21 protein-coding genes are annotated in these 24,516 nt (G+C 62.9%); 11 read left to right on the forward strand and 10 right to left on the reverse strand.

What is annotated here, in order from left to right:
* The first annotated feature begins 18 nt into the window (after positions 1 to 18).
* Positions 19 to 1,611, forward strand: coding sequence for a benzoylformate decarboxylase (gene mdlC, locus AC5RV2_RS00260; protein WP_494090627.1), 1,593 nt, complete (start codon positions 19 to 21; stop codon positions 1,609 to 1,611).
* A 106-nt stretch (positions 1,612 to 1,717) separates the two neighbouring features.
* Here mdlC and AC5RV2_RS00265 read toward each other — a convergent pair whose 3' ends face one another.
* From AC5RV2_RS00265 to AC5RV2_RS00285, 5 genes are all read right to left on the reverse strand, one after another.
* The gene (locus AC5RV2_RS00265) at positions 1,718 to 2,731 is read right to left on the reverse strand and encodes a formylglycine-generating enzyme family protein (RefSeq protein WP_494090628.1); all 1,014 of its coding nucleotides are present in this window, start codon (positions 2,729 to 2,731) and stop codon (positions 1,718 to 1,720) included.
* Between the two features lie 23 nt (positions 2,732 to 2,754).
* Complete coding sequence (locus AC5RV2_RS00270; RefSeq protein WP_494090629.1) at positions 2,755 to 4,548, reverse strand: sulfatase family protein; 1,794 nt, start codon at positions 4,546 to 4,548, stop codon at positions 2,755 to 2,757.
* Complete coding sequence (locus AC5RV2_RS00275; protein ID WP_494090647.1) at positions 4,431 to 5,309, reverse strand: cytochrome b/b6 domain-containing protein; 879 nt, start codon at positions 5,307 to 5,309, stop codon at positions 4,431 to 4,433. The genes AC5RV2_RS00270 and AC5RV2_RS00275 overlap by 118 nt, the downstream gene beginning before the upstream one ends.
* Before the next feature lie 735 nt (positions 5,310 to 6,044).
* Complete coding sequence (locus tag AC5RV2_RS00280) at positions 6,045 to 7,034, reverse strand: electron transfer flavoprotein subunit alpha/FixB family protein (protein ID WP_494090630.1); 990 nt, start codon at positions 7,032 to 7,034, stop codon at positions 6,045 to 6,047.
* Positions 7,035 to 7,084: 50 nt separating this feature from the next.
* Entirely contained in the window at positions 7,085 to 7,864 is a 780-nt protein-coding gene (locus AC5RV2_RS00285; RefSeq protein ID WP_494090631.1) for an electron transfer flavoprotein subunit beta/FixA family protein, read from the reverse strand.
* Between the two features lie 282 nt (positions 7,865 to 8,146).
* Between AC5RV2_RS00285 and AC5RV2_RS00290 the strand changes: the two genes are divergently transcribed.
* The 10 genes from AC5RV2_RS00290 (at position 8,147) to AC5RV2_RS00335 (ending at position 19,095) form a co-directional block, all read left to right on the forward strand.
* A complete protein-coding gene (locus AC5RV2_RS00290) occupies positions 8,147 to 8,905 on the forward strand; it encodes an SDR family NAD(P)-dependent oxidoreductase (protein ID WP_494090632.1) in 759 nt (252 codons plus the stop codon).
* On the forward strand, positions 8,902 to 10,365 hold the full coding sequence (locus AC5RV2_RS00295; protein WP_494090633.1) for an aldehyde dehydrogenase family protein: 1,464 nt from the start codon (positions 8,902 to 8,904) through the stop codon (positions 10,363 to 10,365). Before AC5RV2_RS00290 ends, AC5RV2_RS00295 begins: the two co-directional genes overlap by 4 nt.
* 10 nt (positions 10,366 to 10,375) lie before the next feature.
* Positions 10,376 to 11,170, forward strand: coding sequence for an amino acid ABC transporter ATP-binding protein (locus AC5RV2_RS00300; protein ID WP_494090634.1), 795 nt, complete (start codon positions 10,376 to 10,378; stop codon positions 11,168 to 11,170).
* Between the two features lie 8 nt (positions 11,171 to 11,178).
* Positions 11,179 to 12,057, forward strand: a complete 879-nt coding sequence (locus AC5RV2_RS00305) for an amino acid ABC transporter permease (RefSeq protein WP_494090635.1) — start codon at positions 11,179 to 11,181, stop codon at positions 12,055 to 12,057.
* Positions 12,058 to 12,132: 75 nt separating this feature from the next.
* Positions 12,133 to 13,059, forward strand: a complete 927-nt coding sequence (locus AC5RV2_RS00310; protein WP_494090636.1) for a transporter substrate-binding domain-containing protein — start codon at positions 12,133 to 12,135, stop codon at positions 13,057 to 13,059.
* A gap of 245 nt (positions 13,060 to 13,304) precedes the next feature.
* Positions 13,305 to 14,492: an acyl-CoA dehydrogenase family protein gene (locus tag AC5RV2_RS00315; RefSeq protein WP_494090637.1), complete on the forward strand. Its 1,188-nt coding sequence runs from the start codon at positions 13,305 to 13,307 to the stop codon at positions 14,490 to 14,492.
* Between the two features lie 2 nt (positions 14,493 to 14,494).
* The gene (locus AC5RV2_RS00320) at positions 14,495 to 15,886 is read left to right on the forward strand and encodes an MmgE/PrpD family protein (protein WP_494090638.1); all 1,392 of its coding nucleotides are present in this window, start codon (positions 14,495 to 14,497) and stop codon (positions 15,884 to 15,886) included.
* Positions 15,886 to 17,043 carry a hydroxymethylglutaryl-CoA lyase-like TIM-barrel protein gene (locus AC5RV2_RS00325; RefSeq protein ID WP_494090639.1) on the forward strand — a complete coding sequence of 386 codons (1,158 nt, stop codon included), beginning with the start codon at positions 15,886 to 15,888 and terminating at the stop codon, positions 17,041 to 17,043. Before AC5RV2_RS00320 ends, AC5RV2_RS00325 begins: the two co-directional genes overlap by 1 nt.
* 4 nt (positions 17,044 to 17,047) lie before the next feature.
* Positions 17,048 to 18,304 (forward strand): CaiB/BaiF CoA transferase family protein, encoded by a 1,257-nt coding sequence (locus tag AC5RV2_RS00330; RefSeq protein WP_494090640.1) that lies wholly within the window; start codon positions 17,048 to 17,050, stop codon positions 18,302 to 18,304.
* The gene (locus AC5RV2_RS00335; RefSeq protein ID WP_494090641.1) at positions 18,301 to 19,095 is read left to right on the forward strand and encodes an enoyl-CoA hydratase/isomerase family protein; all 795 of its coding nucleotides are present in this window, start codon (positions 18,301 to 18,303) and stop codon (positions 19,093 to 19,095) included. The genes AC5RV2_RS00330 and AC5RV2_RS00335 overlap by 4 nt, the downstream gene beginning before the upstream one ends.
* Before the next feature lie 150 nt (positions 19,096 to 19,245).
* Here AC5RV2_RS00335 and AC5RV2_RS00340 read toward each other — a convergent pair whose 3' ends face one another.
* The 5 genes from AC5RV2_RS00340 to AC5RV2_RS00360 all read right to left on the reverse strand — a co-directional run.
* Positions 19,246 to 20,022, reverse strand: coding sequence for an IclR family transcriptional regulator (locus tag AC5RV2_RS00340; protein WP_494090642.1), 777 nt, complete (start codon positions 20,020 to 20,022; stop codon positions 19,246 to 19,248).
* A gap of 160 nt (positions 20,023 to 20,182) precedes the next feature.
* The gene (locus tag AC5RV2_RS00345; RefSeq protein ID WP_494090643.1) at positions 20,183 to 21,418 is read right to left on the reverse strand and encodes an MFS transporter; all 1,236 of its coding nucleotides are present in this window, start codon (positions 21,416 to 21,418) and stop codon (positions 20,183 to 20,185) included.
* Between the two features lie 297 nt (positions 21,419 to 21,715).
* Complete coding sequence (locus AC5RV2_RS00350) at positions 21,716 to 22,660, reverse strand: transporter substrate-binding domain-containing protein (protein WP_494090644.1); 945 nt, start codon at positions 22,658 to 22,660, stop codon at positions 21,716 to 21,718.
* A gap of 261 nt (positions 22,661 to 22,921) precedes the next feature.
* Positions 22,922 to 23,908: a C-terminal binding protein gene (locus AC5RV2_RS00355; RefSeq protein WP_494090645.1), complete on the reverse strand. Its 987-nt coding sequence runs from the start codon at positions 23,906 to 23,908 to the stop codon at positions 22,922 to 22,924.
* Positions 23,905 to 24,516 (reverse strand): thiamine pyrophosphate-dependent enzyme (locus AC5RV2_RS00360; RefSeq protein WP_494090646.1); only part of this gene is annotated, 612 nt, incomplete at its 5' end. The genes AC5RV2_RS00360 and AC5RV2_RS00355, both read right to left, overlap by 4 nt.

Genomic DNA, 24,516 nt, shown 5'->3' on the forward strand with positions numbered 1-24,516 from the left:
ATCGATTGGAGACATGTCATGGCAGAGAACCGGACTGTCCTGGAGGCCTCCGCGGATCTCTTTCGCGCCCACGGGATGACCACGATTTTCGGCAATCCGGGTTCCAACGAGCTGCCCTTCCTGGCCGGTCTGGGAAACGATTTCGACTTCGTGCTGGGGCTGCACGAGCAGGTCGTCGTCGGCATGGCCGAGGGTTACGCTCGCGCCACAGGCAAGCCAGTTCTGGTCAACCTGCATGCCGCGTCCGGGACTGGCAATGCAATGGGAGCGTTGACCAACGCCCGGTATGCTCATATCCCACTGGTACTGCTGGCCGGCCAGCAGGTGCGGCGAACGGTTGGGCAGCAGGCGATGCTCGCCAACATGGATGCGGGAATGCTCACCTATCCGCTAACAAAATACGCGCACGAGCCGCTTTCGGCCACCGATGTGCCGCGCACACTTTCGCAAGCCGTTTTCGAAGCTACTGCCCACCCCAAGGGCCCCGTATACGTCTCAGTCCCGCTGGATGACTGGAACGAATTGGCACTTCCAGACGATGCCCTGCTCACGCAGCGCTCGGTGATGACGGCCGGCGTGTTGCCCGAGCAGATCACCCGTGAACTCATCGCCGCCATGGACGGCGCACAAAACCCGGCGCTGGTGCTGGGACCCCAGGTCGACGCGGCCGCGGTCGAAGATCCTAGGGTTTTTGAGGCGGTGATCAAACTGGCCGAGCATGCCAACGCGAGCGTCTATGTTGCACCGTCGCCGCCACGCGGGCCTTTCCCCACCACCCACCCCAACTTCGGCGGCGTCCTGGTCCCGGGCATCGACTCCGTGCGACGGCACCTTTCCGAGCACGACGCCGTGCTGGTGCTCGGTGCCCCCGTATTCAGGTACCACCGGTGGGAGCCCAGCGACTACCTCGATCCCGACACACAGGTCTGGCACGTAACCCAGGACCCGTCCGAAGCCACGCGCGCGCCCTTCGGTCGGGCAGTTATCGCCGATGTTGCCGCCGCCATCACCGCGCTGGCCGACGGCGTGCGGGACCGCGGCCGCCGACGTCCCGACCGAGAGCTGCCCGAGGCAAGGACCTCCCCGGACGGGATGACGGGGACGGAGATCCTGGAAATCCTGAACCAGCACGTCGATGACAGTGTCGTGTACGTCAACGAGACCACCACTCTCGACCTGGAATACCTTGAACGGATCGCGATCGACCGGCCGGGCAGGTACCACTTCCCTGCGTCCGGGGGCCTCGGATTCGGCCTCCCGGCCGCCGTCGGAATCTCGCTGGCCACTCCGGAGGCCACCGTTGTGGCTACCGTAGGCGACGGATCCGCGAACTACGGCATCACTGCTCTGTACACGGCAGCACAGCGAGGTACGCGCACGGTATTTGTGATCGTTAACAACTCCGGCTACGGCGCGTTGGCCGGATTCGCCCAACGCATGGGCGTGCCCGACGTGCCGGGCCTAACCCTGGGGGAAATCGATTTCGTCGCCCTCGCCCAGGGATACGGGGTCCCCGCCTCCTGCACCACAACGCGAGAGGAGTTTGAGGCCGCCTACAAGCAGGCCCTGCAGGCCGAAGGCCCGGTACTCATCGACGCCCGGGTGGTGTAAGGCGCACAGACACAGGTCGCGGCTCATGGCGCCAACGCCCCCGCCGGATATGAGCCGCGACCTCGGACGGCACGAGTTAGCTGCCCCCTCTGCAGCGAGCTGACGATCAGATGGCGCAGCGAAAGCCAATATGCGCAGACGCGGTGTCCTCCGCTTGCGGCTGGCGTGCCGCCGGCCGGTAACGATGGCAGTACTCGGCAGCGCAGAGATGCGATCCGCCCTTGACCACGCGACGGGGCGAAGACTCTCCCGGCGCTGTCAGCCTCATGATGCGTCTATCCTCGTCACCGAGACAACAACTTGGCTGAGGCCTTTCTACAATCCGGGCATGCTGATCGCCGGCAGTTCCAAGACCCTTAGTGGCATCTGGCAGATGGTCGGCCACTTCTCGGTCCTTGCCCGCTGCGAAGTATGTGGAGGTCCATTCCCATACGTTGCCGATCAGGTCGACTAAGCCCAACGTGTTTGCCGGGAACATTCCTACAGGTGACGTTCCAACCCATCCGTCGGCGCCGGTGTTGTGGTAAGGAAAAGCTCCCTGCCAAGTATTGGCCATCAGCCGACCGTCAGGGCGCTCCATCTCGCCCCAAGCGTAGGTGGTCGCGGCATGGTCAGCGCGCATGGCGTACTCCAGCTCCGCCTCCGTGGGCAGCCGCCGCCCCGCCCACCGTGCGTAAGCAACTGCATCTTGGAAGGAAATCTGCACAACGGGATGATCCATGCGGTCCGCTATCGAGCTCCCAGGGCCTTCCGGGCGATGCCAGCAGGCGCCCGGAACGAATCTCCACCAGTGCTGCCAATCGTCTAGCGGCACTGGGCCCGCGGTCGGGGTGAAGACGAGAGCGCCCGGGACGAGGAGCCGTGGGTCAACGCCCGAAAAATTCGCAGGCTTAGGCGCCATCTCGGCTTCGGTCACGTAATTGGTTGCTTCAACGAAACGTGCGAACTGGGTGTTCGTGACGGGATGGCGCTCCAACTGAAAAGACGAGATAGTTCGTCGATGCGAAGGCGCTTCCTCTGGATAGCCGCTGTCTGAGCCCATGCGGAAGGTTCCTGCCGGCACGGTGACGAGGTCGGTCAGTTTAAGATTAGAGGTGCTGGATCGGCATGAATCCGCCACTTGGCCACAACTTCCTTCGGGCTCTAGATGCACTGGTCTATGACGTTTTCGGCATCATCCATCCAACCGATCTGTCGCCACCGGCCACTTGGCGCGTTTGATTGGTTCCGTTGTTCTGCTCCGGGCGTTGAACGTCCTCGTCGGATATGGCTGGCCAGGAGGTCCGATAGCTCGCGGACGATTTTCGGATGATCGCTGATGAGGTTGCGTGTTTCCTTCGGATCTTCGCCGAGGTGGTAAAGCTGTGCGGCCCGGTACTCGGTGGGCTCCCTGCCCTGTGATTCCTCAAACCTTTGGTCCATCCCGTCCCCCGTCGTCACGAACTCCAGTTTCCACTCGCCCCTACGGATGGCGAACCCGCCACCGCCCGAGTGGGAAACGACGTCCGTGCGCACCGGAGCACGCGCTCCCGTCCACAGTGGGAGGTTGCTTACGGAGTCTTCGGCTGCGGTGTCGGGGACCGGCTCGCCGAGTACCTCGGCCAGGGTTGCGAACAAGTCCGAATGGGAAACGGTGTGCGGACTGACGGAACCCTCTTCGATGGTTCTTGGCCACCGCACGATAAAGGGCTCACGATGGCCACCTTCCCAAATGTCAGACTTCTTCCCCCTCCACCCGTTCGAGGAATCATGGCCACTGGCCATCAGTTCCGGCAGATTAGCGACACCGGAAGCGCCATTATCAGATGTGACGATGACGATCGTGTCCTCTCGAGCTCCGGCTTCGTCAATGCGTTGAACCAACTGGCCCACGTAGTCGTCGAACTGCAGAACAAAGTCACCGTAGGGGCCAGCACCGCTTCGGCCCTGCCAAGGCTCATTGGGAACGATGGGTCCGTGCACCAGATGGCTGGGTATGTAAAGGAACCAAGGATCCTCCCCGGTGAGGAGTCCGTCCAACACCTCCAAAGCTTTAGCTTGGAAGTCGGGCGCTACTTGTCGAACATCGTAGCCATCCACCATGGGTCCCTTTTGAATTGCCTGCTGGTGGTCGGCGGTACGTCGATTGAGCTGTAAGTGATCTCCCCCTATGCTTGATGGCACCCCGAGCGCCCGGCCGTTCTCGATGTACACATACGGAGGCTGGTCGAGGCTGGCCGCAGTGATAAAGGAGTAGTCGAACCCGACCTCGCGTGGCCCAAAGGTGACAGGCTGTGCGTAGTCAATATCAAGGCCTTCGGGGCGATACAGGAATTCCGGGTCGAAGTTGCCGTTCCGTCCCATGCGGTGTGGTGGCTCCGGATAGTCTTCTGGGTCAAACTCGTAACCCTCATAGTCGTTGCCTCCGGACTTCAGCTGCCAGTCCAAGCCAAGGTGCCACTTTCCAACGACGGCGGTGCGGTATCCCTGAGTGCGCAGGAAGAGCGGCAGGGTGAGCCGGTCCTTCTCGATGAGCGCTCCCGAATCCCCGGGAAGAACGGAGCGTTTGAGTCGCGACCTCCAGTTGTAGCGTCCTGTTAGGGCGCTGTATCGCGACGGGGTGCAAAGAGAACTCGTGGCGTGGGAATCAGTGAACTGCATTCCCTCCGCTGCGAGGCGGTCCAGATGTTGGGTTGTCCAGCCGGCGTTCGGATTGAAGCAGGACACATCCCCCTGCCCCAGGTCGTCCGCCAAGATGAATAGGACATTGGGATGGCTCCTAGGCACTCTTCCTCCTGTTGACTTGTCGGTCTTCGACGTGTGCACGCGCCAGCCGCGGGCTAGTTTTTGGAAACCTTGCCCATCCGGCCGGCGATGGGTGTTGTAAACAGCGGTTTGCTCAGGAACCAGGCGGCAGCGATGACCACCAGAGAGGTTAGGAAGATGACCAGCCCCCACCAGTCGACGACGTCCCGAGAGGTGTACATGTGATTGAGGTTGCGCAGAGCGCCGGTGAAGAATACCAAGAAAACGTGCACGATCGTGAACAGCACGAAGTAGAGCATCACGGGGAAATGTACGGCACGGGCCCACTCGACGGGATAGGCCTTGTTGAGCCGCGCTGACTTCTCGGGCCACCAAGTGGACATTCGGACGCCCGAAAAAATGGCCAGCGGAGCCGCTATGAACACCGTGATGAAGTAGGTCATGACCTGCAGCGCGTTGTAATGCGCCCAACCGTTTTCGGTTGGCCAATCCAGCGAGGCGTACTGAAGGCCGGTGGACAGCATGTTCGGGAAGATGTCCCAGCTGGTCGGCACGATTCGCATCCACTGGCCGGTGGCAATCAACAGCACAACAAAGACCAGGCCATTGACCACCCAGAGTACATCCAGGCTTTGATGCAACCACTGGGACAGCGACACCTTCTTCGGGGTGTTCCCCTTGGGGGAGAAGAAGGAGTTCTTCTTCGCAGTCCAGTAGCCAGGGGGCTTGCGTTCGGTGCGAACTTGGAGTCCGGTGCGGATGATAAGTGCAATGAAGAACATGTTTAAGAAGTGCTGCCAGCCCAGCCATACTGGAATCCCGGCTGGTGCCGAATCAGGTTGCGACGAATGGCCGCTGTAGGCCGCAATGAATTCCTGGACAGGTTCCAGAGTCCGCAGCCAGCGAGCGCCAAGAACGAGGACGATGGCGAGGATGACCAGACCGGCGATGATGACCGCCGGCTTCGCCCGGGTGGGCTTCTTCGCGTCCGATCGATCCCTTGTGAAGCTCTGGGTTTCCTCCGTCTTCACCCACAGCGCGGAGGAAGTCACGCCAGTCGACGGTGTTCCGCCTCCAGATGCCGGCTGGGAGTAAGCCGGAGATTTCATCCGGGTGACTGTTGGCGAGGCTGCCGGCGAACTATCCAACGCTGAGGAGTGCGCCCGGCCCATACGCTGTCGTAACGCTGGCGTCGAGGGAGCATCTGTCACGGATGCGACGTCCTCCGCACCGGCATTGTCTGCCTCGGGCTCGACTTGGGGGCTAAACATGGGGGCCGGCGAGCCCCCCATCCGTCTCTTACGGGCCGGACGCACTGGCTCAGGCGCCGACGATGTGTCCCCTGCAATGGAGGCGTCCGCGCGGGCGTCGTGCCCCTGGTCTGTCTCCGGGTTCTGAACCGATAGCGCGCTCGTCCTGGCGGCTTCGGTTGAGCCCCGAGCTGAAGCTAGAACTGAGACCGTCTCGGCGACCGACGGACTGACGCCCACTGAACCCGCATCGCTTACGGTGCCCTCCCGGACAGTCAACTGCTGGTATCCCGCCATGCGACGGCGGATAGGTGCTGGGCTTGGCTGGCCATCACCGGAATCGCCCGGGGGGTTCTCGCTGGTCATGGTGAATCTGAATCCTTTTCCTCAAGGTCAATACTTTGATCGGGAGGGTTGAACGCCGTCAGCATCCGGCCTTCAGTTCCGGCGGGCGGCCATCTCTTCGATCAGCTTCGGGACCACAGAGAAGACATCGCCGACGATGCCGAAGTCCGCGACGTCGAAGATGGGGGCGTCTTCATCCTTGTTGATCGCGACGATAGTCTTGGAAGTCTGCATACCGGCTCGGTGTTGAATGGCTCCGGAGATACCAAGGGCCACGTATAGCTGCGGAGTCACGGAAACTCCGGTCTGGCCGACCTGTTGGGACTGAGGCACGTAGCCGGCATCGACCGCTGCACGCGAGGCGCCCACTGCTGCACCCAGGGCGTCAGCAAGTTGCTCGACTAGCACAAAGTTCTCCTTGGAACCGACGCCTCGGCCACCGGAGACTACAGTCTTAGCCCCGCGCAACGCCGGGCGGCCGGTCTCAGCGGGGATCTCTGCGGCAGCGTTAATCCGCGCGCCGGGTGCGGCAGCGGTGGACACGGGAGCCGTCTTCAGTTGAGGATTGGCCACAGGCTCGGCCCGGAGGTCAATGGAGCCGGGGCGGACAGTCACAATCATCAGCCCGCCCTCGACAGTGGATTCGGTAGTGAAATCGCCGCCGAACACGGAGTGCGTCACGATGATCTCCCGACCCTCCGCGTCATAGCGGATTCCGACGGCGTCAGCGGAGACCGACCCGCCTGCCACAATCGCCAGGCGGCCAGCCACGGCCTTGGAATCGTTTGTCGCTGCTACCAGAATGACCCCCGCACCATACACGCCGATCGCGTCGGCCAGCGCACCGACTTGGGCAGTCCCCAGCTCGGTGCTGGAGGTGACGGACTCGGCCAGATATGTCTGAGCGGCTCCTAACTCACCCAGTTCGGCGGCCAGGGAGTGTCCCTGCCTTGGGGCGGAGACCACTACGGCAACCGGGGAGCCGATAGCCGCAGCCGCTCCGAGCAGGCCAGCCGCAGTGGACTTCGGCGAACCGTCGTCGGTGGTCTCAATGAGTACTAGAACGTTTCCGATGTTTCCCATGGTTAACTTCTTTCAAATCTGTGGATGTCCAGTGGGCTGCAGCGGGTGGCTCAGAGCAACCGGTTGGTGACCAGGAAGTCAGCCAACTGCGCAGCTGCCGTGCCGTCGTCGGTGATCTTCGGACCCGCTTGCTTCGCCGGCCTTGCCTGCACGGACACCATGACCGAGCGAACGGAAGCAACCTCCGGCCCGGCCTGTATGCCCAGATCGCCCAGCGACCAGGTCTGCAGGGGCTTCTTCTTGGCTTGCATGATTCCCTTGAAGTTCGGGAACCGCGCGTCGGCTGTCTTCTCGGTCACCGACACCGCGGCCGGCAGTCCAGAGCTCAGGGAGAGGGTGCCGCCGTCGACTTGGGCGGTACCCGAGACCCCCTCAGAGGCGATCCTGACTTCGTCCAAGCCGGGCAACAAGGGCCAACCCAGGATTTCGGCAACCATTGCCGGGACCATCCCGCCCCGGCCGTCGGTGGCCTCATTACCGGCGAACAACAGGTCAGCACCGATCTGCCGCGTTGCTGCAGCCAGAACGCGGGCGGTCTGGACCATGTCAGAGCCGGCCAGCGCAGGGTCGGTAACCAGCACGGCCGAGTCAGCACCCATTGACAGCAACTTTCGCAGCATTTTAGTGGTGTCCTCCAAGCCCATCGACAATACGACGATCTCAGTTTCCGTGTGTGTGTCCTTGTACCTCAGGGCGTTTTCCAAGGCCCGTTCATTGATCTCGTCCGCTACCGGATCCGACACCGCACGGTCCAACATGCCCGTCTCGAGGTCTAGCTTCCGGTCCGACCAGGTATCCGGCACCTGCTTGGCCAAAACGACAATCTTCACGATGCATTCCTCTCCGGCGTCCGTTGGTGGCACTCGAGTACTGAACTTAGGAATCAGTGCGGGGCAGGGCAACCGATAACTCGCTGGATGGAATTTCCCCTACATTTCCTCGGGTTTAGCAGCCGATAAAGCTTGTATTCCGTTTGGTGATAGAGCTGAAGGATCCGCCCGAAATGAAGAGTGATGCTGGTCACTGACATTTCAGCTGATGACGTGGCCCGCCCTGAGGGTGCGGCGAACGCGTTGCCGCACCCTCAGAAATAACGCAAGGAGACTGATCCAATGTCCGATCTCAGATTCGATGACAGGACCGTGCTGGTGACCGGAGGAGCCGGCGGTTTCGGTTCCCAGACTTGCCGCGCGTTCGGCGAGCGCGGCGCGAACGTGGTGGTCGCCGACCTGAATCTCGAGAAGGCCAAGGAGGTCGCCGCAGGTATACCCTCGGCCACCGCCATCATGATGGACGTGACCGATCCGGAGTCCATCAATACCGGCATCCAGGCCGCCGTCGATGCCTATGGCTCCCTGGACGTGTTGGTCAACAACGCCGGTGCCCCCAACCGCAGCGGCCCGATCGAGGAGACCTCGGTCCAGGACATGGACTGGTTGTTCCAGATCAACTATCGCTCCGCCGTCCTCGCCTCGCAGGCCGCCCTGCCACATCTACGGGCTTCCGAGATCGGAAACATCGTCAACGTAGCCTCGATCTCCGCCAAACGACCTCGCCCCGGCCATGCCGTGTACTGCTCGATCAAAGCCGGCGTTGAGGCCCTCACCCGCGCTTTGGCTGTGGAACTCGCCCCGCAGATTCGCGTGAACTCCGTAAGCCCGGTGATCTCAGAGACCGGATTCGTCAAAAATGCCACCGGACAAGACAAGCTCACCGACGAAGCGCGAGCGAGCATGGTGGCGGGCATCCCGATGGGCCGCACCGCACAGACCCAGGACATCGCCAATGCCATTGTTTACCTGGCGTCCGGCATGGCCGACTTCCAGACCGGGGTCTGCCTCGACGTCGACGGCGGGCGGAGCATTTCGTGAGCCTTCACCAGTTTGCCCCCGAGGGCATCCGCGAGGTCCCGCACTGGATCAACGGCGCCATCGTGGTGAACGAGGGCACCGAGACGCTCGAGATTATCAACCCGCGGACCAATACCGTCATCGGCCTCGCTGTCCCGGGTACTGCCGCGCACGTTGCATCTGCCGTTGAAAGTGCAGCTGCCGCACAGAAGGTCTGGTCACGGATGTCAGCCCTCGTGCGGTCCGAAAAGCTAAACCATCTTGCCCGGCTCATCTTGGACAACGTCGAGGAACTGGCGGGCTGGGAAGCCGAGGAAACCGGCAAGCCCGCCGGCGGAGCGTTGAATGAGATCCGGGCAGCCGCCCAGTACTTCTCCTACTACGGCGGGATGGCCCCGGCCTTGATGGGCGAGACGATCGACATGGGTGATGGCTACCATTCCTACACCCGCCGCGAGGCTTATGGAGTAGTAGGCGTTATCACGCCGTGGAATGCCCCACTCAACCAGGCGACGCGGGCGGCCGGACCCGCCCTGGCGGCAGGCAACGCGGTGGTCATCAAGCCCTCTGAGTTCACCCCGACGACCACCTTTCAGCTGGGTGTCCTAGCCCAACAGGCAGGGCTGCCGGATGGTCTCGTCAACATCGTCAACGGGTCCGGTCCTAGCGTCGGCGAAGCGATCGTGACGCATCGCAAGGTGTCCAAGGTTGCCTTCACCGGCTCGGTCCGCACTGGCCAGGCGATCGGTGCCCTCGCGGCCCAGCGGGTACTGCCGCTCAGCCTGGAGCTCGGCGGCAAGTCCGCCAACATCATTTTTGAAGATGCAGACCTGGAGAAGGCTGCCGCTGTCTCGGCGCGAGGCTTCCTGGGGAACTCCGGGCAGGCCTGCAGCGCCGGCACACGGATCCTCGTGCAAAAGTCGGTTCACGACGAGTTCGTCCCACTGCTGATGGCCGCCGTCGAGAAGTTCGCCGTCGAGCAGGACATGGGTCCCCTGACCACTCGGGCCCAGTTCCACAAGGTACGCGAGATTCTAGATTCGGCCGTCGCACACGGCGCCGAGAAGCGCGAGACTCCACTCCCCGCTGCAGGTTCTGGCGGCCTGTTCATCTCCCCAACGGTCTTCACCGGGGTGGACAACTCCATGCCCATCGCTCGTGAGGAGGTTTTCGGGCCTGTCGGCGTCGTCATCCCCTTCCTGGACGAGAACGAGGCGATTTCCATAGCAAATGACTCGGACTACGGGCTGGCGGGGGCTGTCTGGACGCGTGATCTCGACCGCGCGCACCAGGTGGCGCGGGAGATCGAATCGGGCCAGGTGTACATCAACACCTATCTGGGACCGACCATCGACCTCCCCTTCGGCGGCCACAAGATGAGCGGCTACGGGCGGGAAAAGGGCTTTGAGGCCCTCCTGCACTACACGCACACGAAAGCAATCGCCGTCGAGCTCCAAAGCACCGCTTTGGGCGCAAACTGAAGGGATTCACATGGCAGGCCAAACGCAACAGCTCCCTGACCTGAAGGCGGCCATCTCCGTCCGCCACCTGGCCAAATCGTTCGGGGACAAGGAAGTTCTCAAGGACATCAATCTCGAGGTCCGAGAAGGCGAAGTGCTGGCTCTCATTGGGCCATCCGGCTCGGGCAAGTCCACCCTGCTTCGATGCATGAACCAACTCGAAACCATCAGCGGTGGAGCCATTCACTTGTTCGGCACGCGGCTCGGCTTCACGGAACGTGACAGCAAGCTGTACCAGCTTCGAGAGAAAGATGTCGCCAAGCAGCGCCTGCCCACCGGCATGGTGTTCCAGCAGTTCAATCTCTTCCCCCATCTATCTGTGTACGAGAACATCACGTTGTCCCCCAAGCTCGCAAAGATTCAGACCAAGGCAGAAATCAAGGACCGCGCCATGGCTCTCTTGGACAGGATCGGGCTGGCGGACTTCAAGAGCGCCTATCCTCAGCAGCTCTCCGGTGGCCAGCAGCAGCGCGTGGCCATCGCCCGCGCACTGGCCATGAACCCCAAGGTCATGCTCTTCGACGAACCCACCTCGGCGCTCGACCCGGAACTCGTAGGCGAGGTCCTCGAAGTCATGCAGGACCTTGCAGAGACCGGCATGACCATGGTCGTGGTGACGCACGAGATGGAGTTCGCGCGCAACGTCTGCGACCGGATCGCCTTCATGGAGGGCGGCCATATCGTCGAAATTGGACCACCCAACGATCTGATCGACCGCCCACAGAGCGGCCGGCTGCGCAACTTCCTCGCGCACGTGGAGCACTAGGAGCACAGATGAGCAACCTGAACACCAAGATTCCGGAGGCGGTCGAGGCGCCGAAAACGCCCAACTACAACGTCTCCCAGGCCATCAAGCCCACCAACTGGGTTAACAACATCGCGTGGGTCGTCCTGGCCCTGATTGCCGTTTCGGCGGTAGCAAACGTCCTCACCAACCCTCGATGGAAATGGGACGTTGTCTTCACCTACGTCTTCGACCCTCAGGTCCTCGGTGGCTTGGGCCGCACGATCATGTTGACCTTCGCAGCCGGTGCCGCCGGCTTGGTCGCTGGCCTCGTGATCGGGCTAATGAACATGTCGAAGTCCAATGCCCTGCGGGTCATGGCACTCTCCTACATAGGATTCATCCGTTCCATCCCGGCTTTGGTCTTGATCCTGGTCCTGTATTTCCTTTCGGCACTGTTTCCCACCATCAGCATCGGACTGCCGCTACTGGACCCGTTCGTCTCGGTTCCCACGAACACGATCCTCAGCCAGTTCGGTGCTGCCATGCTTGGCCTGGCGATGATCGTAGCCGGCCACACCGCAGAGATCATCCGTGGCGGCATCATGTCGGTGTCCAAGGGGCAATTGGAAGCAGCTCGCGCTCTGTCCATCCCTCGGGGACAAGCCTTTGGCCGAATCATCCTTCCGCAGGCCATCCGTGTCACCATCCCCGCGTTCGCCACCGAACTGATCACCCTGTTCAAGAACACCTCGCTCGTCTCGGTGATCGGCTACACCGAACTGCTCACCGTGGTCCAAAACATTTACGGCCGCACCTACGAGACGCTGCCCCTGCTGACCGTCGCCTGTATGTGGTATCTGCTGCTTACGATCCTCGCCATGATCGGCCAGTCTCGGCTCGAGAAGCGGTTCGGCCGCGGTTTCTGACCCCGTGCGGGCCGGGCACGGACCGGCCCGCCGCCATCCGCCACGCAGTACTCCCACCTTCGACAAGGAAACTTCATGACGATTTCACCTGTTATCAAACGATTCCTCGGCACGGGCGCCGGCCTTGCATTCCTCGCCGGCGGTATCACCGCCTGCGGCGACGGTGAGGCCTCGGTGGCCGCGTCGCAGGATCTGTACGGCCACACCGTCGAACTTAATCAGGAGCTGGCCGACCGTGTCCCGGACGAATGGAAGGGTGGCATCACCGTTCCCATCCAGGTCCTGCGCCCGAACGCGTTCGTTGATGATCAGGGCAAGCCAGTGGGCCTGCAACCGGACCTGCTCAAGGCCATCTCCACCAAGCTCGGCGTAGACATCAACATGGAGGTCGCGCCCTTCGACGCCCAGGTACCGGGCGTACAGTCCGGCAAGTACGCCTTCACCACTGCCACAGGAGATTTCCCCGAGAGACATGCTGTCTTAACCATGGTTGATTACACCGTCGCCGGCTTGGGTTGGCTGGTAACCGCAGACTCCGGGATTGAGGAAGTCTCGGACGTATGCGGACAATCCGTCGGCGTTGCAAAGGGCACCAACCAGGAACGGCAAATTGAAGAGGTCATTGCTGACTGCGCCGCGGCTGGAAAACCCGGCACGGAATCCATTGGTTTCTCCAACACGCTCATGTCCGTGCCACTTGAGGCCGGTCGGATCGACGCCACGTACGACAGCATCTCTTCGGTGTTGTACTTCGCAGAGAAGGAGCCCGCCAAATTCAAGATGCTCGGGCGTCCCGAATTCGGAGCTGCTATCGCCTTCGGCGTGGTGGCCGGTGAACAGGACAAAGCTGAACTGCTGCAGGACACCCTCAAGGAACTGCAGGAAGAGGGCGTATATGAGTCGGTCTTTGCCGAATGGGGGCTTTCGGATCTCATGCTCGACGACATCCACATCAACAGCGAAGGGCTCGAGGTCTCCGTCGAGCGCAACAAAGTTTCCTGACCCCTCGACGGAAATTTCAGGGTCCGCTTCCCCCAACAGGTCGCGCCTCGTGCCCGGCCTGCTGGGTGAAGTGGGCGCTGCTCCAACGCCGAGTCCTTCAAATATCGCGGCCCGGCAGGAGAGCATTTTTGCCTGTGCGCCGCCGGGTGCAGTGTCCGGATCTGAATTCCGCTGGGCGCGACAAGCGCTACCGCCCGCCGACCAAGGGCCCTTGACTAGAGCAAAAGCCAAAGAGAGGTGTCACGATGACATACACGATTGCATCATCTGCTTACGGATTGACCGAGGAACAGCTGTCGGTCCGCGAGGCGATCGACGACTTGTGCAAGCCCTTCGACAACGAGTACTGGCTGAAGAGCGACCGTGAGCGCTCCTACCCGGATGAAATGGTCGACGCGCTCTACGCCGAGGGCTGGATGGGGATGCTGATCCCCGAACAGTACGGCGGGGGCAACGCCAGCATCTCCGATGCAGCCGTGGTCCTTGAACAACTCGAACGCAACGGATGCCACGCCGGGGCAGTCCGCGCAGGCATGTACACGATGGGCAGTGTGCTGCGCCACGGCAGCGAGGAACAGAAGAACGAGTTCCTCCCGAAAATCGCCGCCGGCGAACTGCGACTGCAGTCTTTCGGCGTGACGGAGCCCGACGCCGGCTCCGACACCACCCGCATCCGCACCTTTGCCCGCCGGGAAGGCGACAAGTACATTGTCAACGGCAACAAGATCTTCATTTCCCGTATCCAGCATTCTGACCTGCTCCTGCTGCTGACCAGGACCTCGAAGCTGGAGGATTCAGCTAAGGCCACCGACGGCTTCACCGTCCTCCTCGTCGACCTTAAGGAGGCGCAGGAGAAGGGGCAGATTGTCGCCAACCAGATCCGCACGATGGTCAACCACGAAACCAACGAGCTGACGATCACGGACCTCGAGGTCCCGGTCGCCAACCGAATCGGCGAGGAGGGCAAGGGCTTCAAGGTCATCCTCTCCGGGATGAATGCCGAACGCATCCTCGCCACGTCGGAGTACATCGGTGCCGGAATGTATCTCATCGACCGCGCGGTGACCTACGCGAAGGAGCGCGTGGTGTTCGGACGTCCGATCGGCCAGAACCAGGGCATCCAGTTTCCCATCGCCCAGGCCTACTCCGATTTGGAGGCCGCCTCACTCATCCGCTGGCGCGCCGCTGCAATGTATGAGGCCGGTGACAACCCGCGCTTCGAGGTCAACGGCGCAAAGCTGCTCGCCAGTCAGGCTCTCTGGAAGGCCGCCAACGCTGCCTTTGACACGTTCGGCGGGTATGCCGTCGCGGAGGAATACGGCATCGAGCGCCACTTCCGCGAGGCCCGGCTTCCGTCCATTGCCCCGATCAGTAACAACGTGGTCCTGGCCGGGATTGCCCACGGCACTCTTGGCCTGCCCAAGTCCTTCTGACGATGACTACGACTGTGCAAAGGATCGGCCTGACCGAGCGGCTGGCCGACTCCGTCCTCAACATCGACGTTCCGCAGTTCCTCAATGAGGGGACCGTGCGCGACGCCCTGGTAGACACGCTTTCGGTGGCGGTAGCAGCCTCGCAGGAAGACGGGATCAAGAGACTGCGGTCGGTGACCATTCCCGAGGGCCTCGAACCAGGGGCCCTCTGGGTGAGTAACGGGTCTTGGGGACAGCCGACCGCGGCATTCCTCAACGGTTCGGCGGCCCACTTTCTGGACTTCGACGACGTCTCCCCGACGATGCCGTTGCACCCCAGCGCCATACTGGTGCCCACCTTGTTGGCCGCGGCCGGGAGCAGGCCTTTGCCGTTCAACCGCTACGTCGAGGCCTTCAACATCGGCCAAGCGATGTTCCGCGCCATCGCGCAGGCGTTGCCCAGCCATGTCCACTACGGCCGGGGATGGCACTCAACGTCGACGGTCGGCCGGCTGGCCGCCGTCGCCGCCCTCGCAAGGATGGAGGGGCTGGACCTGCAGACCACCCAGACGGCCTTCGCCATGGCCTCCAGCCTGGCGTCAGGATCCCGTGCCAACTTCGGAACCATGACCAAACCGATGCACGCAGGGCTAGCGGCGCAGGACGCCCTGCTGGCAGTGCGTTGGGCCAAGGCAGGAATCACGGCGTCAATCCACGAACTTGAGGCACCGTCGGGCTATTTCGCCCGGTTTGGCGACACCAGCGGTCAGGCCATGGCCGACTTCTCGGAAGATGTCGAGGATCGTTTCGAGTTCTGGCTGAACGATTGGGCCTTCGACTGGGGGCTCAAGCGCTTCCCGTCCTGCTATGGCACGCACCGTGCGATCGACGCCATCCTCGACATCAGGCTGGACCTCCAGGGAGAATTCGAGATCTCCGAGATCGAGGCGATCGACGTCGTCGTGCACGAGAACGGCACCGCGCCCCTCATTCTGGATGCCCCCGACACGGGGAACGAGGCCAAGTTCAGCCTCGAGCACTGCGTTGCCCTGGCGCTCCTGGACGACAAGGTTGAACTAGCCGATTTCACGCAGGCGGGTTTCGAAGCCAATAGCCTTGCGCGGGAACTGGCCCGGAAGGTGACGCTGCGCGAGGAGGGCGGCGGACGCGAATACGCCCGGGTTTCGATCAGCATGGCCCGCGGCTCCCGTCTGGAGGCCACCGTCCTTACGGCCAAGGGCGACAGCAGCAACCCGCTGCCCGCGGCCGAGCTCAAGGCCAAGGTGGCGTCGTGCTTCGACTACGCCGGGCTGGGCCCGGACCTCGCAAGCCAGCTCTCGGCGGCCGTCGATGGGCTGGCCGCCGATGCCGACGTCATGGAACTCGTCCAAGGATGGACGGGAGGAAACCGGTGATGCCCGAGATGAAGCTACTTCCCGCGGTCTCGCTCGTGGAGGAAGCCCTGCGGGAAGGAATGCAAATCGAAAGCGCGGACATTCCCGTGGATCGCAAACTCGATTTGCTCCACATTCTGTCTCGTTCCGGCCTGAAGAACATCGTCGTCGGGTCCTTCGTGAGCCCCAAATGGGTGCCTCAAATGGCCCAGATCGATGAGCTGGCCGAACGCTTCGAACCAACCCCCGGGGTCAATTACACTGCCCTGGCGCTCAACGCCAAGGGGCGGGAGCGCATCGCGCAGTACTCGCACAAATTCACAGTTGGCGACCCCGCCGTCGGGGTATCCCGTCTCCATCTCTGCGACGTTTTTGTCCAGCGCAATACCGCGAGGACCACGGGCCAGGAGCGACATTCTCTCACCGGTGTAGTGGCCGACGCGAAGGCGTCCGGTGTCACGGAGGCCGAGGTATGCGTCAACGCGGCATGGGGTTCAAACTGGGTAGGTCCCTTCACCCAGGACCAGCGCATGGAGGCCCTGCGAACCCAGATCGCGGCATGGGAAGCGGCCGGGATCGCCGTCACCCGGGTCCAGCTCGGCGACCCGATGAGCTGGAACACGCCGAAGGCTGTCCGTGAACAGATCGCCCTCATCAAGGAGACCTGGCCGCAGGTTCACCGGTTCCATTTGCACTTGCATGACGCCCGCGGCATGGCCATGCTGTCGGCCTACGAGGCGATGTACGAGCTGGACCGGGACGACCACTTGGTTGTGGACACCGCCCTGGGCGGCATGGGCGGTTGCCCCTATTGCGGAAACGGCCGGCTGACGGGGATGATCCCCACCGAAGATTTCGTGCACCTGCTGGAATCCGAAGGAATCCAAACCGGAATTGACCTGCCCACGCTGATCGAAGCCGCGGCGCTGGCAACTGACATGGTCGGCCACGACCTCTGGGGCCGTGTCTCCAAGGCCGGACCGCGGCCGGAGGGGGCGGACGTCTACCCGATGGACATGCCGTTCATCGAGACCTTCGAGGAGGCCCAGCATTTCCGGCTGGGCCCCGGAGTGTATGCGGGCGCCCCGTCTCCATGGACGCAGCCCATCACCTCCGCACAACGAGACGACTACGAACAGACCATCATGGAAGGAGCAGGACACCGTGGAAGCAACTGAGCAGTTGGCCGACGGCAAGGGATCGCTGCGAGGCGTGACCGTGATCGAGATTGGCACCAGCGTGGCGGCTCCCTTCGCCACGCAGATCATGGCCGACCTGGGTGCGACGGTGATCAAGGTCGAACGGCATGGGACAGGCGATGACAGCCGCTCTTGGGCGCCGCCAACGTGGGACGGCCTGTCCGTCACATTCCTGTCCCTGAACCGTGGCAAGCAGTCAGTAGTCCTCAACTACAAGAAGCCCGAGGGGGCTGAACTTCTCTGGGACCTGATTCGCCGGGCCGACGTCCTGGTGCAGAATTTGCGTCCCGGAGCCATGGCCAAGGCGGGGTTCACCGCAGAAACCCTCCGGCAGGCAAATCCGGGGCTCATCTACTGCGAGATGACCGGCTTTGGTGGGACAGGCCCCATGGCGGACCGGCCCGCGTACGATCCCCTTGTCCAAGCTTATGGGGGCATTGTTTCGGTGACCGGCGACGACGGCGGTGCCCCCGCCCGCGTTCCCGTGTCCGTTCTGGACATGGGAACCGGCATGTGGACCGCGCTGTCAGTCTTGGAGGCGCTGCGGCGCCGGGACACGAGCGGCGAGGGAAGCCACATCGAGCTCTCCCTGCTGCAGACCGCCCTGATGTGGATGTCTCCACAGCTGCTCGCGGCCAAGGCTGGCAATCCAACGCAGCGTCGGCTGGGGTCAGGCTTCGGCGGAGTGGTTCCCTACGGTGCCTTCCCTGCGAGCGGAGACGGTCACATCTTCATGTCGGCCGGCAATAACGACACCTGGGAGCGTCTTTTGAGCGCCCTCGGGGTTCCCGAGGATGCAGAGATCCGCGCCTATACCGACAATGCTGACCGCGTGCAGGCACGGAACGAGGTCAACGAACTATTGTCAGCCGTGACCCGGCAGTTCACGGTCGCGGACCTTGAAACCCGGTTGCGGGCAGCCGGAGTGCCGCATTCGCCCGTGAATGACGTTTTACAAGTGCTGAACGATGAGCAAGTCAGCTCCCTGGCGCAACTCGTCCCGATGGACCACCCGGAGGTCGAGGATTTCGCTGTGATGAACCTACCCATGACTTTCGACGGAACGTATCCGATGCACCGACCCACGGCACCGCCAGCGCTGGGCGCGGACAGCAGATCCGTGTTGGAAGGTCTTGGCATGGACGCAGACAGGATCGATGAACTCGTCAGCGCGGGTGTCATCGGTGAAGACATGCGCGGTGCCTCGGTGGCCTACAGCGGGAAAGAGCAGCAGGTATGACGACCGAACTGGGTGAAGGACGAGTCCTTTACAACGTCGACGGCAACGTCGCACGCATCACGATCAACCGCCCGGAACGCCGCAATGCGATGGACACGAGGACGACGGCGGCGTTGATCGAGGCCTTTGTGGAGGCCGGAGCGGATCCGGACGTCTGGTGTGTTGTCCTGACCGGTGCCGGTGACAAGGCTTTCTGTGCCGGTGGTGACCTCAAGGAAATGGACGACACTGCCAAGTCCGGGCGCCAGATTCCTGTGCCGATGACTGGGCTGATGCGGAACCTGTTCGAGGTCATGCTGGAAACCTATAAGCCGGTGATCGCCGCCATCAACGGTCATGCCATCGCAGGTGGCTGTGAACTGGCCTTGTCCTCCGACATCAGAATTGCTCGCGCCGGCTCCACCTTCGGCCTCACCGAGGCACGCCGCGGCATGGGCGCCAACCTCGGGTCCGTCTTGCTGCCACGGTTGGTACCGCGGGGCCTGGCTTTCGAACTGCTCTACACCGCCGACGTCATCCCCGTGGAGCGGGCTCAGGAGCTGGGCCTCATCAACCATGTAGTGCCAGAGGAAGAGTTCGAGGCGGCTGTGGACGAACTGGTCGGCCGGATCGTCCGGAACTCCCCAGTCACGCTGCGGCGGTACAAGGAAATGGCGACGAAGTCTTGGGGCCTTCCCGTCACGACAGCTTTGCGCCTGAATGTGGGACCAAATCCGTACCTCTCGGAGGATCGAGTTGAGGGGGTCCGCGCCTTCCTGGAGAAGCGGGATCCCGTCTGGAAGAACCGCTGACAGGGACGACGCCCGGCGCTGTTGAACTGCTCCCCCGAATCGGAACTGGACCCCTCCAGACCGACTTCCGGGGAGCAGTTCATTTTTAGACCAGTCACCTCTTCAGCGGGTGCTGGCGCGCGTTGAAACGGGGAACACTGACTTCCTCGCTCAGTACCCTAGATCGACGAGGTCCTTGCTGATCGCCTGTGCTGTCGATATGACGCGCGGCGCAATGGGTGCCGGGTCGGGGATGCGTGAGCTGGGAAAGGCAACGGCTATCGAGGCGACCACCACCCCATCAAATCCGAAGACCGGGCATGCGATGGAGAACCGGCCCTGGAGGCCATCATTACTGCTGACCACCACACCGTTCTTGCGAATTACGGCCAGCTCTCCCCGGAGCCGCTCTAGTCTTGCGCGGTCCTCGAACGTACCCGCTGAATCCTCCAGCAATTTCCAGGCTTCGTCGGAATAGGCCAGGAGAACCCTCCCAGCCCCGGATTGTTCCAAGGGGGCGCGGCGGGCCACCCGCCGTGTATCCGTGGACCGCTTCACGCGGGTGATTCGGTCGGAAAAGATGGTATCGCTACCGTCTCTTACCGCGAGATACACGGTGCCGGCTGTGCGGATATGCAATTCCACCAGATAAGGCTGGGCCAATTCCCTGAGTACCCGGACTTGGGGCGCACCCACGCCCAGTCGCCAGATCCGTGATCCCAGCCGGTAGCGGCCGTGCGAGACATGTTCGACGCCGCCCCACTCTACCAGCGCGGCAAGGATACGATGCACGGTGGCAGGGGGGAGGCCCGTGCGCTGACCAATGCGCGAAACGCTCATTTCCACGCCGCCGGCGAAGCAATCCAAGACCAAGAAAGCCCGCCCCAAGACGGAGCGCCGCGGGTCCGGCTCATCAGTTTCAGCCATCGGCTCGTCTGTTTCAGCCATCAATAAATCCTTCAGAAGAACTGTCCGGGGTAACCTTCCGCATCGCGGTGGAGCTTCTCGACACCTTGCGGGTCAGTGGTTTCAGTCTAGGACACGGCCCGCGCCGGAGATGGCTCCTTCCCGGTTTGCTACGCCATAGGGTTTGCGCCATAGACGGGTTTTAATCCGGGGGCGTCGCAGACACGAACGCGGCTTTCTGCAGATGGTCACGTGAGCGGCGTTTCGTAGGCTTCCCGGGATAGCGCCCGGCTTCCGGTGAACTTCTTCCCCTGCGCCGTCCATGAACGAACCAGTACAGCGCAACGGCAGCAAGGACCGTCCCGGCCAAGGCCAGGTACAGCCCCTGATAACTCGCCACTGGTATAAGGAACCCGAACAGGACCGGTCCGAGGGCTACGCCAGCATCCAGCATTAGATAGTGGGTGGACATGGCGGTCCCGATACGTTCGGGATGGGCTCGGGTCACAGCAACCACCTGAAGGCTTGGCAGCAGACCGCCATAGCCGAGACCGGCAAGCACACCGGCGACCGCCAAGTGCCACGTCACGGTTGCCAGTCCCATGAGCGCCAGGGAGACGCCGAAGAGGGCGGTCAGGGGGATGATGACGGAGTTATCGCCTTTCCGGTCCTGCCAACGCCCTGACACCAGACGGATCACCAGCATGCCCGCCGCGAAGACCAGAAAGAACAGGGACCCGTCAGTGGCCATGCCTCGTTCCAGCAGGAAGGGGTTGAGGTAGGTGACGATGCCTGCATAACCGAAGGCGCACAGGAGGACAACGAGTGACACTGGCAGGGCATTCGGGTCGAGGATGTCCGAGGGGCGCAAACGGAATTTTCGCTGACGTTCTGAGGGTTCCGAGGGGCGTTCGGGAAGCCGGGCAAGAAGCGCCGCCGCGAGGGCAAGGGCCGAGGCGGCACCGGTGAGCAGGAAGACCGACCGTGAACCGAAGTTTTCCGCCAGCTGCACTGCCAAGAGCGGACCCAACGCCATCGCGAAGGTCGAGGCGGCCAGAAAATAGCCCATACCTTCCCCACGTCGGGCGGCGGGAATCATTCCGACAACTGCCGCCGCGATAACTGTGGAAATAGAGCCGAAGGCTCCGCCATGGATAACCCTCAAGCCGATCAGCGCGGGATAGGACCATGCCAGCGGATAGAGAGCAGAGCAGAGCACGAACACCACCAGGGCGATCACTATAAGCCGCTTTCGACCGATGAAATCAACGTACTTACCGACGAAGATCCTCGTGAGGGCGGAGCCCAGTATGAAAGCACTCGCGGCGAATCCTGCCGCCACGTCCTGCGCGCCGAAGAGCTGCATTGAGTAGAGGGCCATGAAGGTCATCAACGTGACAAACACGATGGACGCCCCCAACTGCACCACCATCGCCATGACGAAGCTAGTCGTCCACAGCTTTGCATTCGGACCAACCGGACCTGAATTGCCATGGTGGTGTTCTGCTGTCCGGCTGGAATGACTCCCCACTCGGTCCTTGCTGGACTCGCGCTTGGCGGTGCGCCTCAATGGCTGCAAAGTCACACTCCTCAAAAATCAAACCCCTCGCGCCGCCGGGCTTTGTGCCCGGAGCCCGCTGCTCGACGAGCCACTTCACCGTGGCCTGGTGCACGGTTGCTATACCGCGCGCGGGCGCACTTCCGGGCCGGTTCAATCCGGCCCGGAAGCTGACCGTCAGGAGGACATTCCCTCGCTGTTGACGTACACCTGGTCAAGCGTCAACTCGCTGATCCCCCACTCGTCAAAGATCGCCTCGTATGCGCCGCTGTCCATCACCGCCTGCATCGAGTCCTTGAGTAAGTCGACCTTCTCCTGCTCTCCGGCAGGAACCCCCAAGGCAAGCGGAACACCTGCTTCCGGCTCACCGACAAGACGGAAATCCTCCGGTTGGGTCTTGGCGAAGTAAATCATCTGGGAGATGCTGTCGTAGGCAACATCAATGCGCTTGGCCTGCAGGGGAACCGAAATCAAGGTATTAGAGAAACCGATGACCTCGGTTCCTTCGATGCCATTGGCTTCGCACTCCTTGGCTTTTTCATGGGCGCGCTCATCTTGGTCGGTGCCCTTAATGACGCCGATGACGTGGCCGCAGATGTCCTCCTTGGAGTTAAGTCCAGAGTCTGCCTGTGTCAGCCATGCAACGCCGGCCTTGGAGTAGTCCACCATGTCCAAGACTTCACGCCGCTGCTCGTGATCCCCAGTTGAGACCGTAAACCCGTACTTTTGAGCCAGCACACCGGGGACGTGTCCGTCGAAGGCCACTGACTCGACCTTGATCGGAATGCCCCAGAGCGTGGAAAGGGCCTTCATAAGGTCAGGCTGCAAGCCGACTGTTTCGCCGTTCTCGTCCACGTAAGCGTTGGGCTGGAGCACTTTGACGGGGACCGTGATGCCGCCCTTCCACTCCTCCGGCACCCGTTCAGCAAGCTCTTTGTCGAAGCCTACGGTCGCGCCATAGAAGTCCACGTCATCAGTGGCTTGAACGCTTGCAGCACCGCATCCCGTCAAGGCCAAAGCCGATACCGCAGTGACGACTAGCAGTGAGTTCCTGAAACGTTGGGTGAATGTTTTCCGCTGCATGTAAGAGACCAATCTTCGGAGGGGCGAAACGAGTTCCATTATTCATTCGGTGATTTCCCTCACTCCTTTTACTCTCACTCCCCGGAATCTGTATGCGTCGGCTTTAGTGGCCCAGTGCCGTACATCGTCGTCTTACAGTGCCCGCTGGTGCGGTGTCTGACTCAACTGCTCCCCCGAAAGTCGGAACTGATTTCTCTGCCCAACTTCCGGGACAAGTTCAGGGCTTCCGCCTACATCATGCGCGAACGGCGCCCGGCCTGCTGATGCAGACCGGGCGCCGTTGCGTGTCCAGAGCCTGGGTTACCCGGCCGCGGCGAGGGACGGGGCAGCCGCGGCGATCGGGGTCTCAGGCTGCCGGCCCTGCAGGCAGGCGATGATGTTCCGGGCCGGCAGCGCCGCGTATTCGCGCAGTGAGACGTTGCTGCGGTACGCCGCGTGGGGCGTGACGATCGCCGACGGGTGGACCACCAGCGGGTGGTCGGCCGGGGCCGGTTCTTCCGAAAGCACGTCCAGCATGGCGCCGGCGATGTGGCCGGAGTCCAGGGCGGCGCAGAGCGCCTGTTCGTCGACGAGGGCGCCGCGCGACACGTTCACCACGTAGCTGCCCGCCGGCAGGACGGCGAGGTTCTCGGCGTCGAGCAGGTTCCGGGTTTCCTCGGTCAGCGGGGTGTGCAGGCTGACCACGTTCGACGCCGCCAGGACCTCGGCAAGCTCGCCCCGGCGCACCTCGGCCGGCCACGCCTCGTCGGGCACGAACGGGTCGTAGGCGATGACGGACCCGAAGGCCGGGGCCGCCAGGGCCGCCAGGTACTGGGCGATGCGCCCGAACCCGACCAGTCCCAGGGTCATCTCGCTGATCCGCGGCGGCACCGGGATTCCCTCCCCCGTCCAGTCCCCGCGTCGGGTGGCCGCCTGGGAGCGCGGCAGCTCGCGGATGAGCGAGAGCATGCCCGCGAAGGCGTGCGTGGCCACGTCGCGGGTGGCCACCGAGGGCACGTTGCAGACCGTGATGTTCCGGGCGGCCGCCGCCTCCAGGTCGACCATGTCGAAGCCCGCCGACATGGTGGCCACGGCCTTCAGGTTCGGCATGGCGGCGATCATCTCGGCGTCCAGGGTAGCGTAGCCGAGGATGATCCCCTCGCACCCGGCCGCGGCGTCGAGAATGGCGCCGCGGTCACGGGAGTTGAGGTAGCTCGCCTCGATGCCGGCCTCGGCCAGCAACTCCAGGGCAACGGAGTAGTCGAGATCCTCGGCGTCGGTAATAATGACCCGGGCGCTAGACGTCACGCCTGGCCGTCCTGCGCGAACAGCTGCGCGGGCACGTGGATCAGCTGGACTCCGCCGTCGGCCAGCGCCTGGCGGATGGCCGGCGCTAGCTCGGCGGCGTCGTGGATCCGCCGGCCGGTGCCGCCGAAGGCGGTGGCCAGGGCGGCCCAGTCGGGCTGCACGAGCTCCACGCCCACGGGCTCGATGCCGCGGTCCAGCTCGTTCTGGCGGATCTCGCCGTAGCCGCCGTTGTCGGCGCACACGACCACCAGGTCCAGGCGCTGTTCGACGGCGGTGACGAGTTCCTGCACCGCGAACATCAGCGCGCCGTCGCCCACCACGCAGACCACCGGGCGGTCCGGCGCGCCGATGCGGGCGCCGATCGACGCCGGCAGCCCGTACCCGAGCGTGGCGTAGGCCGGGGTGTAGAGCAGCGAATGCGGCCGGTCCTGCGGCACGAAGCTCGCCGTGCCCAGGTAGGTGGCCTGGGAGGAGTCGCCGCCGATGATGGTCGACGCCGGTACGGCGGCCGCGACCTGTTCGGCCACGCTGGCATCCAGCTCCGGCGGGACCTGGATATGTCCGTCGTCCGGGGTTTCTACCGCTTCCTTAAGGATTTCCCGCCGTTG

This window comes from Arthrobacter sp. Y3225116 (assembly GCF_059091245.1).

Coding starts and splice junctions, on each gene's coding strand:
- AC5RV2_RS00280 (WP_494090630.1), bottom strand. CDS start 7,034: ATGGGAAACATCGGAAACGTTCTAGTACTCATTGAGACCACCGACGAC.
- mdlC (WP_494090627.1), top strand. CDS start 19: ATGGCAGAGAACCGGACTGTCCTGGAGGCCTCCGCGGATCTCTTTCGC.
- AC5RV2_RS00340 (WP_494090642.1), bottom strand. CDS start 20,022: ATGGCTGAAACAGACGAGCCGATGGCTGAAACTGATGAGCCGGACCCG.
- AC5RV2_RS00300 (WP_494090634.1), top strand. CDS start 10,376: ATGGCAGGCCAAACGCAACAGCTCCCTGACCTGAAGGCGGCCATCTCC.
- AC5RV2_RS00320 (WP_494090638.1), top strand. CDS start 14,495: ATGACTACGACTGTGCAAAGGATCGGCCTGACCGAGCGGCTGGCCGAC.
- AC5RV2_RS00310 (WP_494090636.1), top strand. CDS start 12,133: ATGACGATTTCACCTGTTATCAAACGATTCCTCGGCACGGGCGCCGGC.
- AC5RV2_RS00305 (WP_494090635.1), top strand. CDS start 11,179: ATGAGCAACCTGAACACCAAGATTCCGGAGGCGGTCGAGGCGCCGAAA.
- AC5RV2_RS00350 (WP_494090644.1), bottom strand. CDS start 22,660: ATGGAACTCGTTTCGCCCCTCCGAAGATTGGTCTCTTACATGCAGCGG.
- AC5RV2_RS00335 (WP_494090641.1), top strand. CDS start 18,301: ATGACGACCGAACTGGGTGAAGGACGAGTCCTTTACAACGTCGACGGC.
- AC5RV2_RS00290 (WP_494090632.1), top strand. CDS start 8,147: ATGTCCGATCTCAGATTCGATGACAGGACCGTGCTGGTGACCGGAGGA.
- AC5RV2_RS00315 (WP_494090637.1), top strand. CDS start 13,305: ATGACATACACGATTGCATCATCTGCTTACGGATTGACCGAGGAACAG.
- AC5RV2_RS00325 (WP_494090639.1), top strand. CDS start 15,886: ATGCCCGAGATGAAGCTACTTCCCGCGGTCTCGCTCGTGGAGGAAGCC.
- AC5RV2_RS00345 (WP_494090643.1), bottom strand. CDS start 21,418: ATGGCGATGGTGGTGCAGTTGGGGGCGTCCATCGTGTTTGTCACGTTG.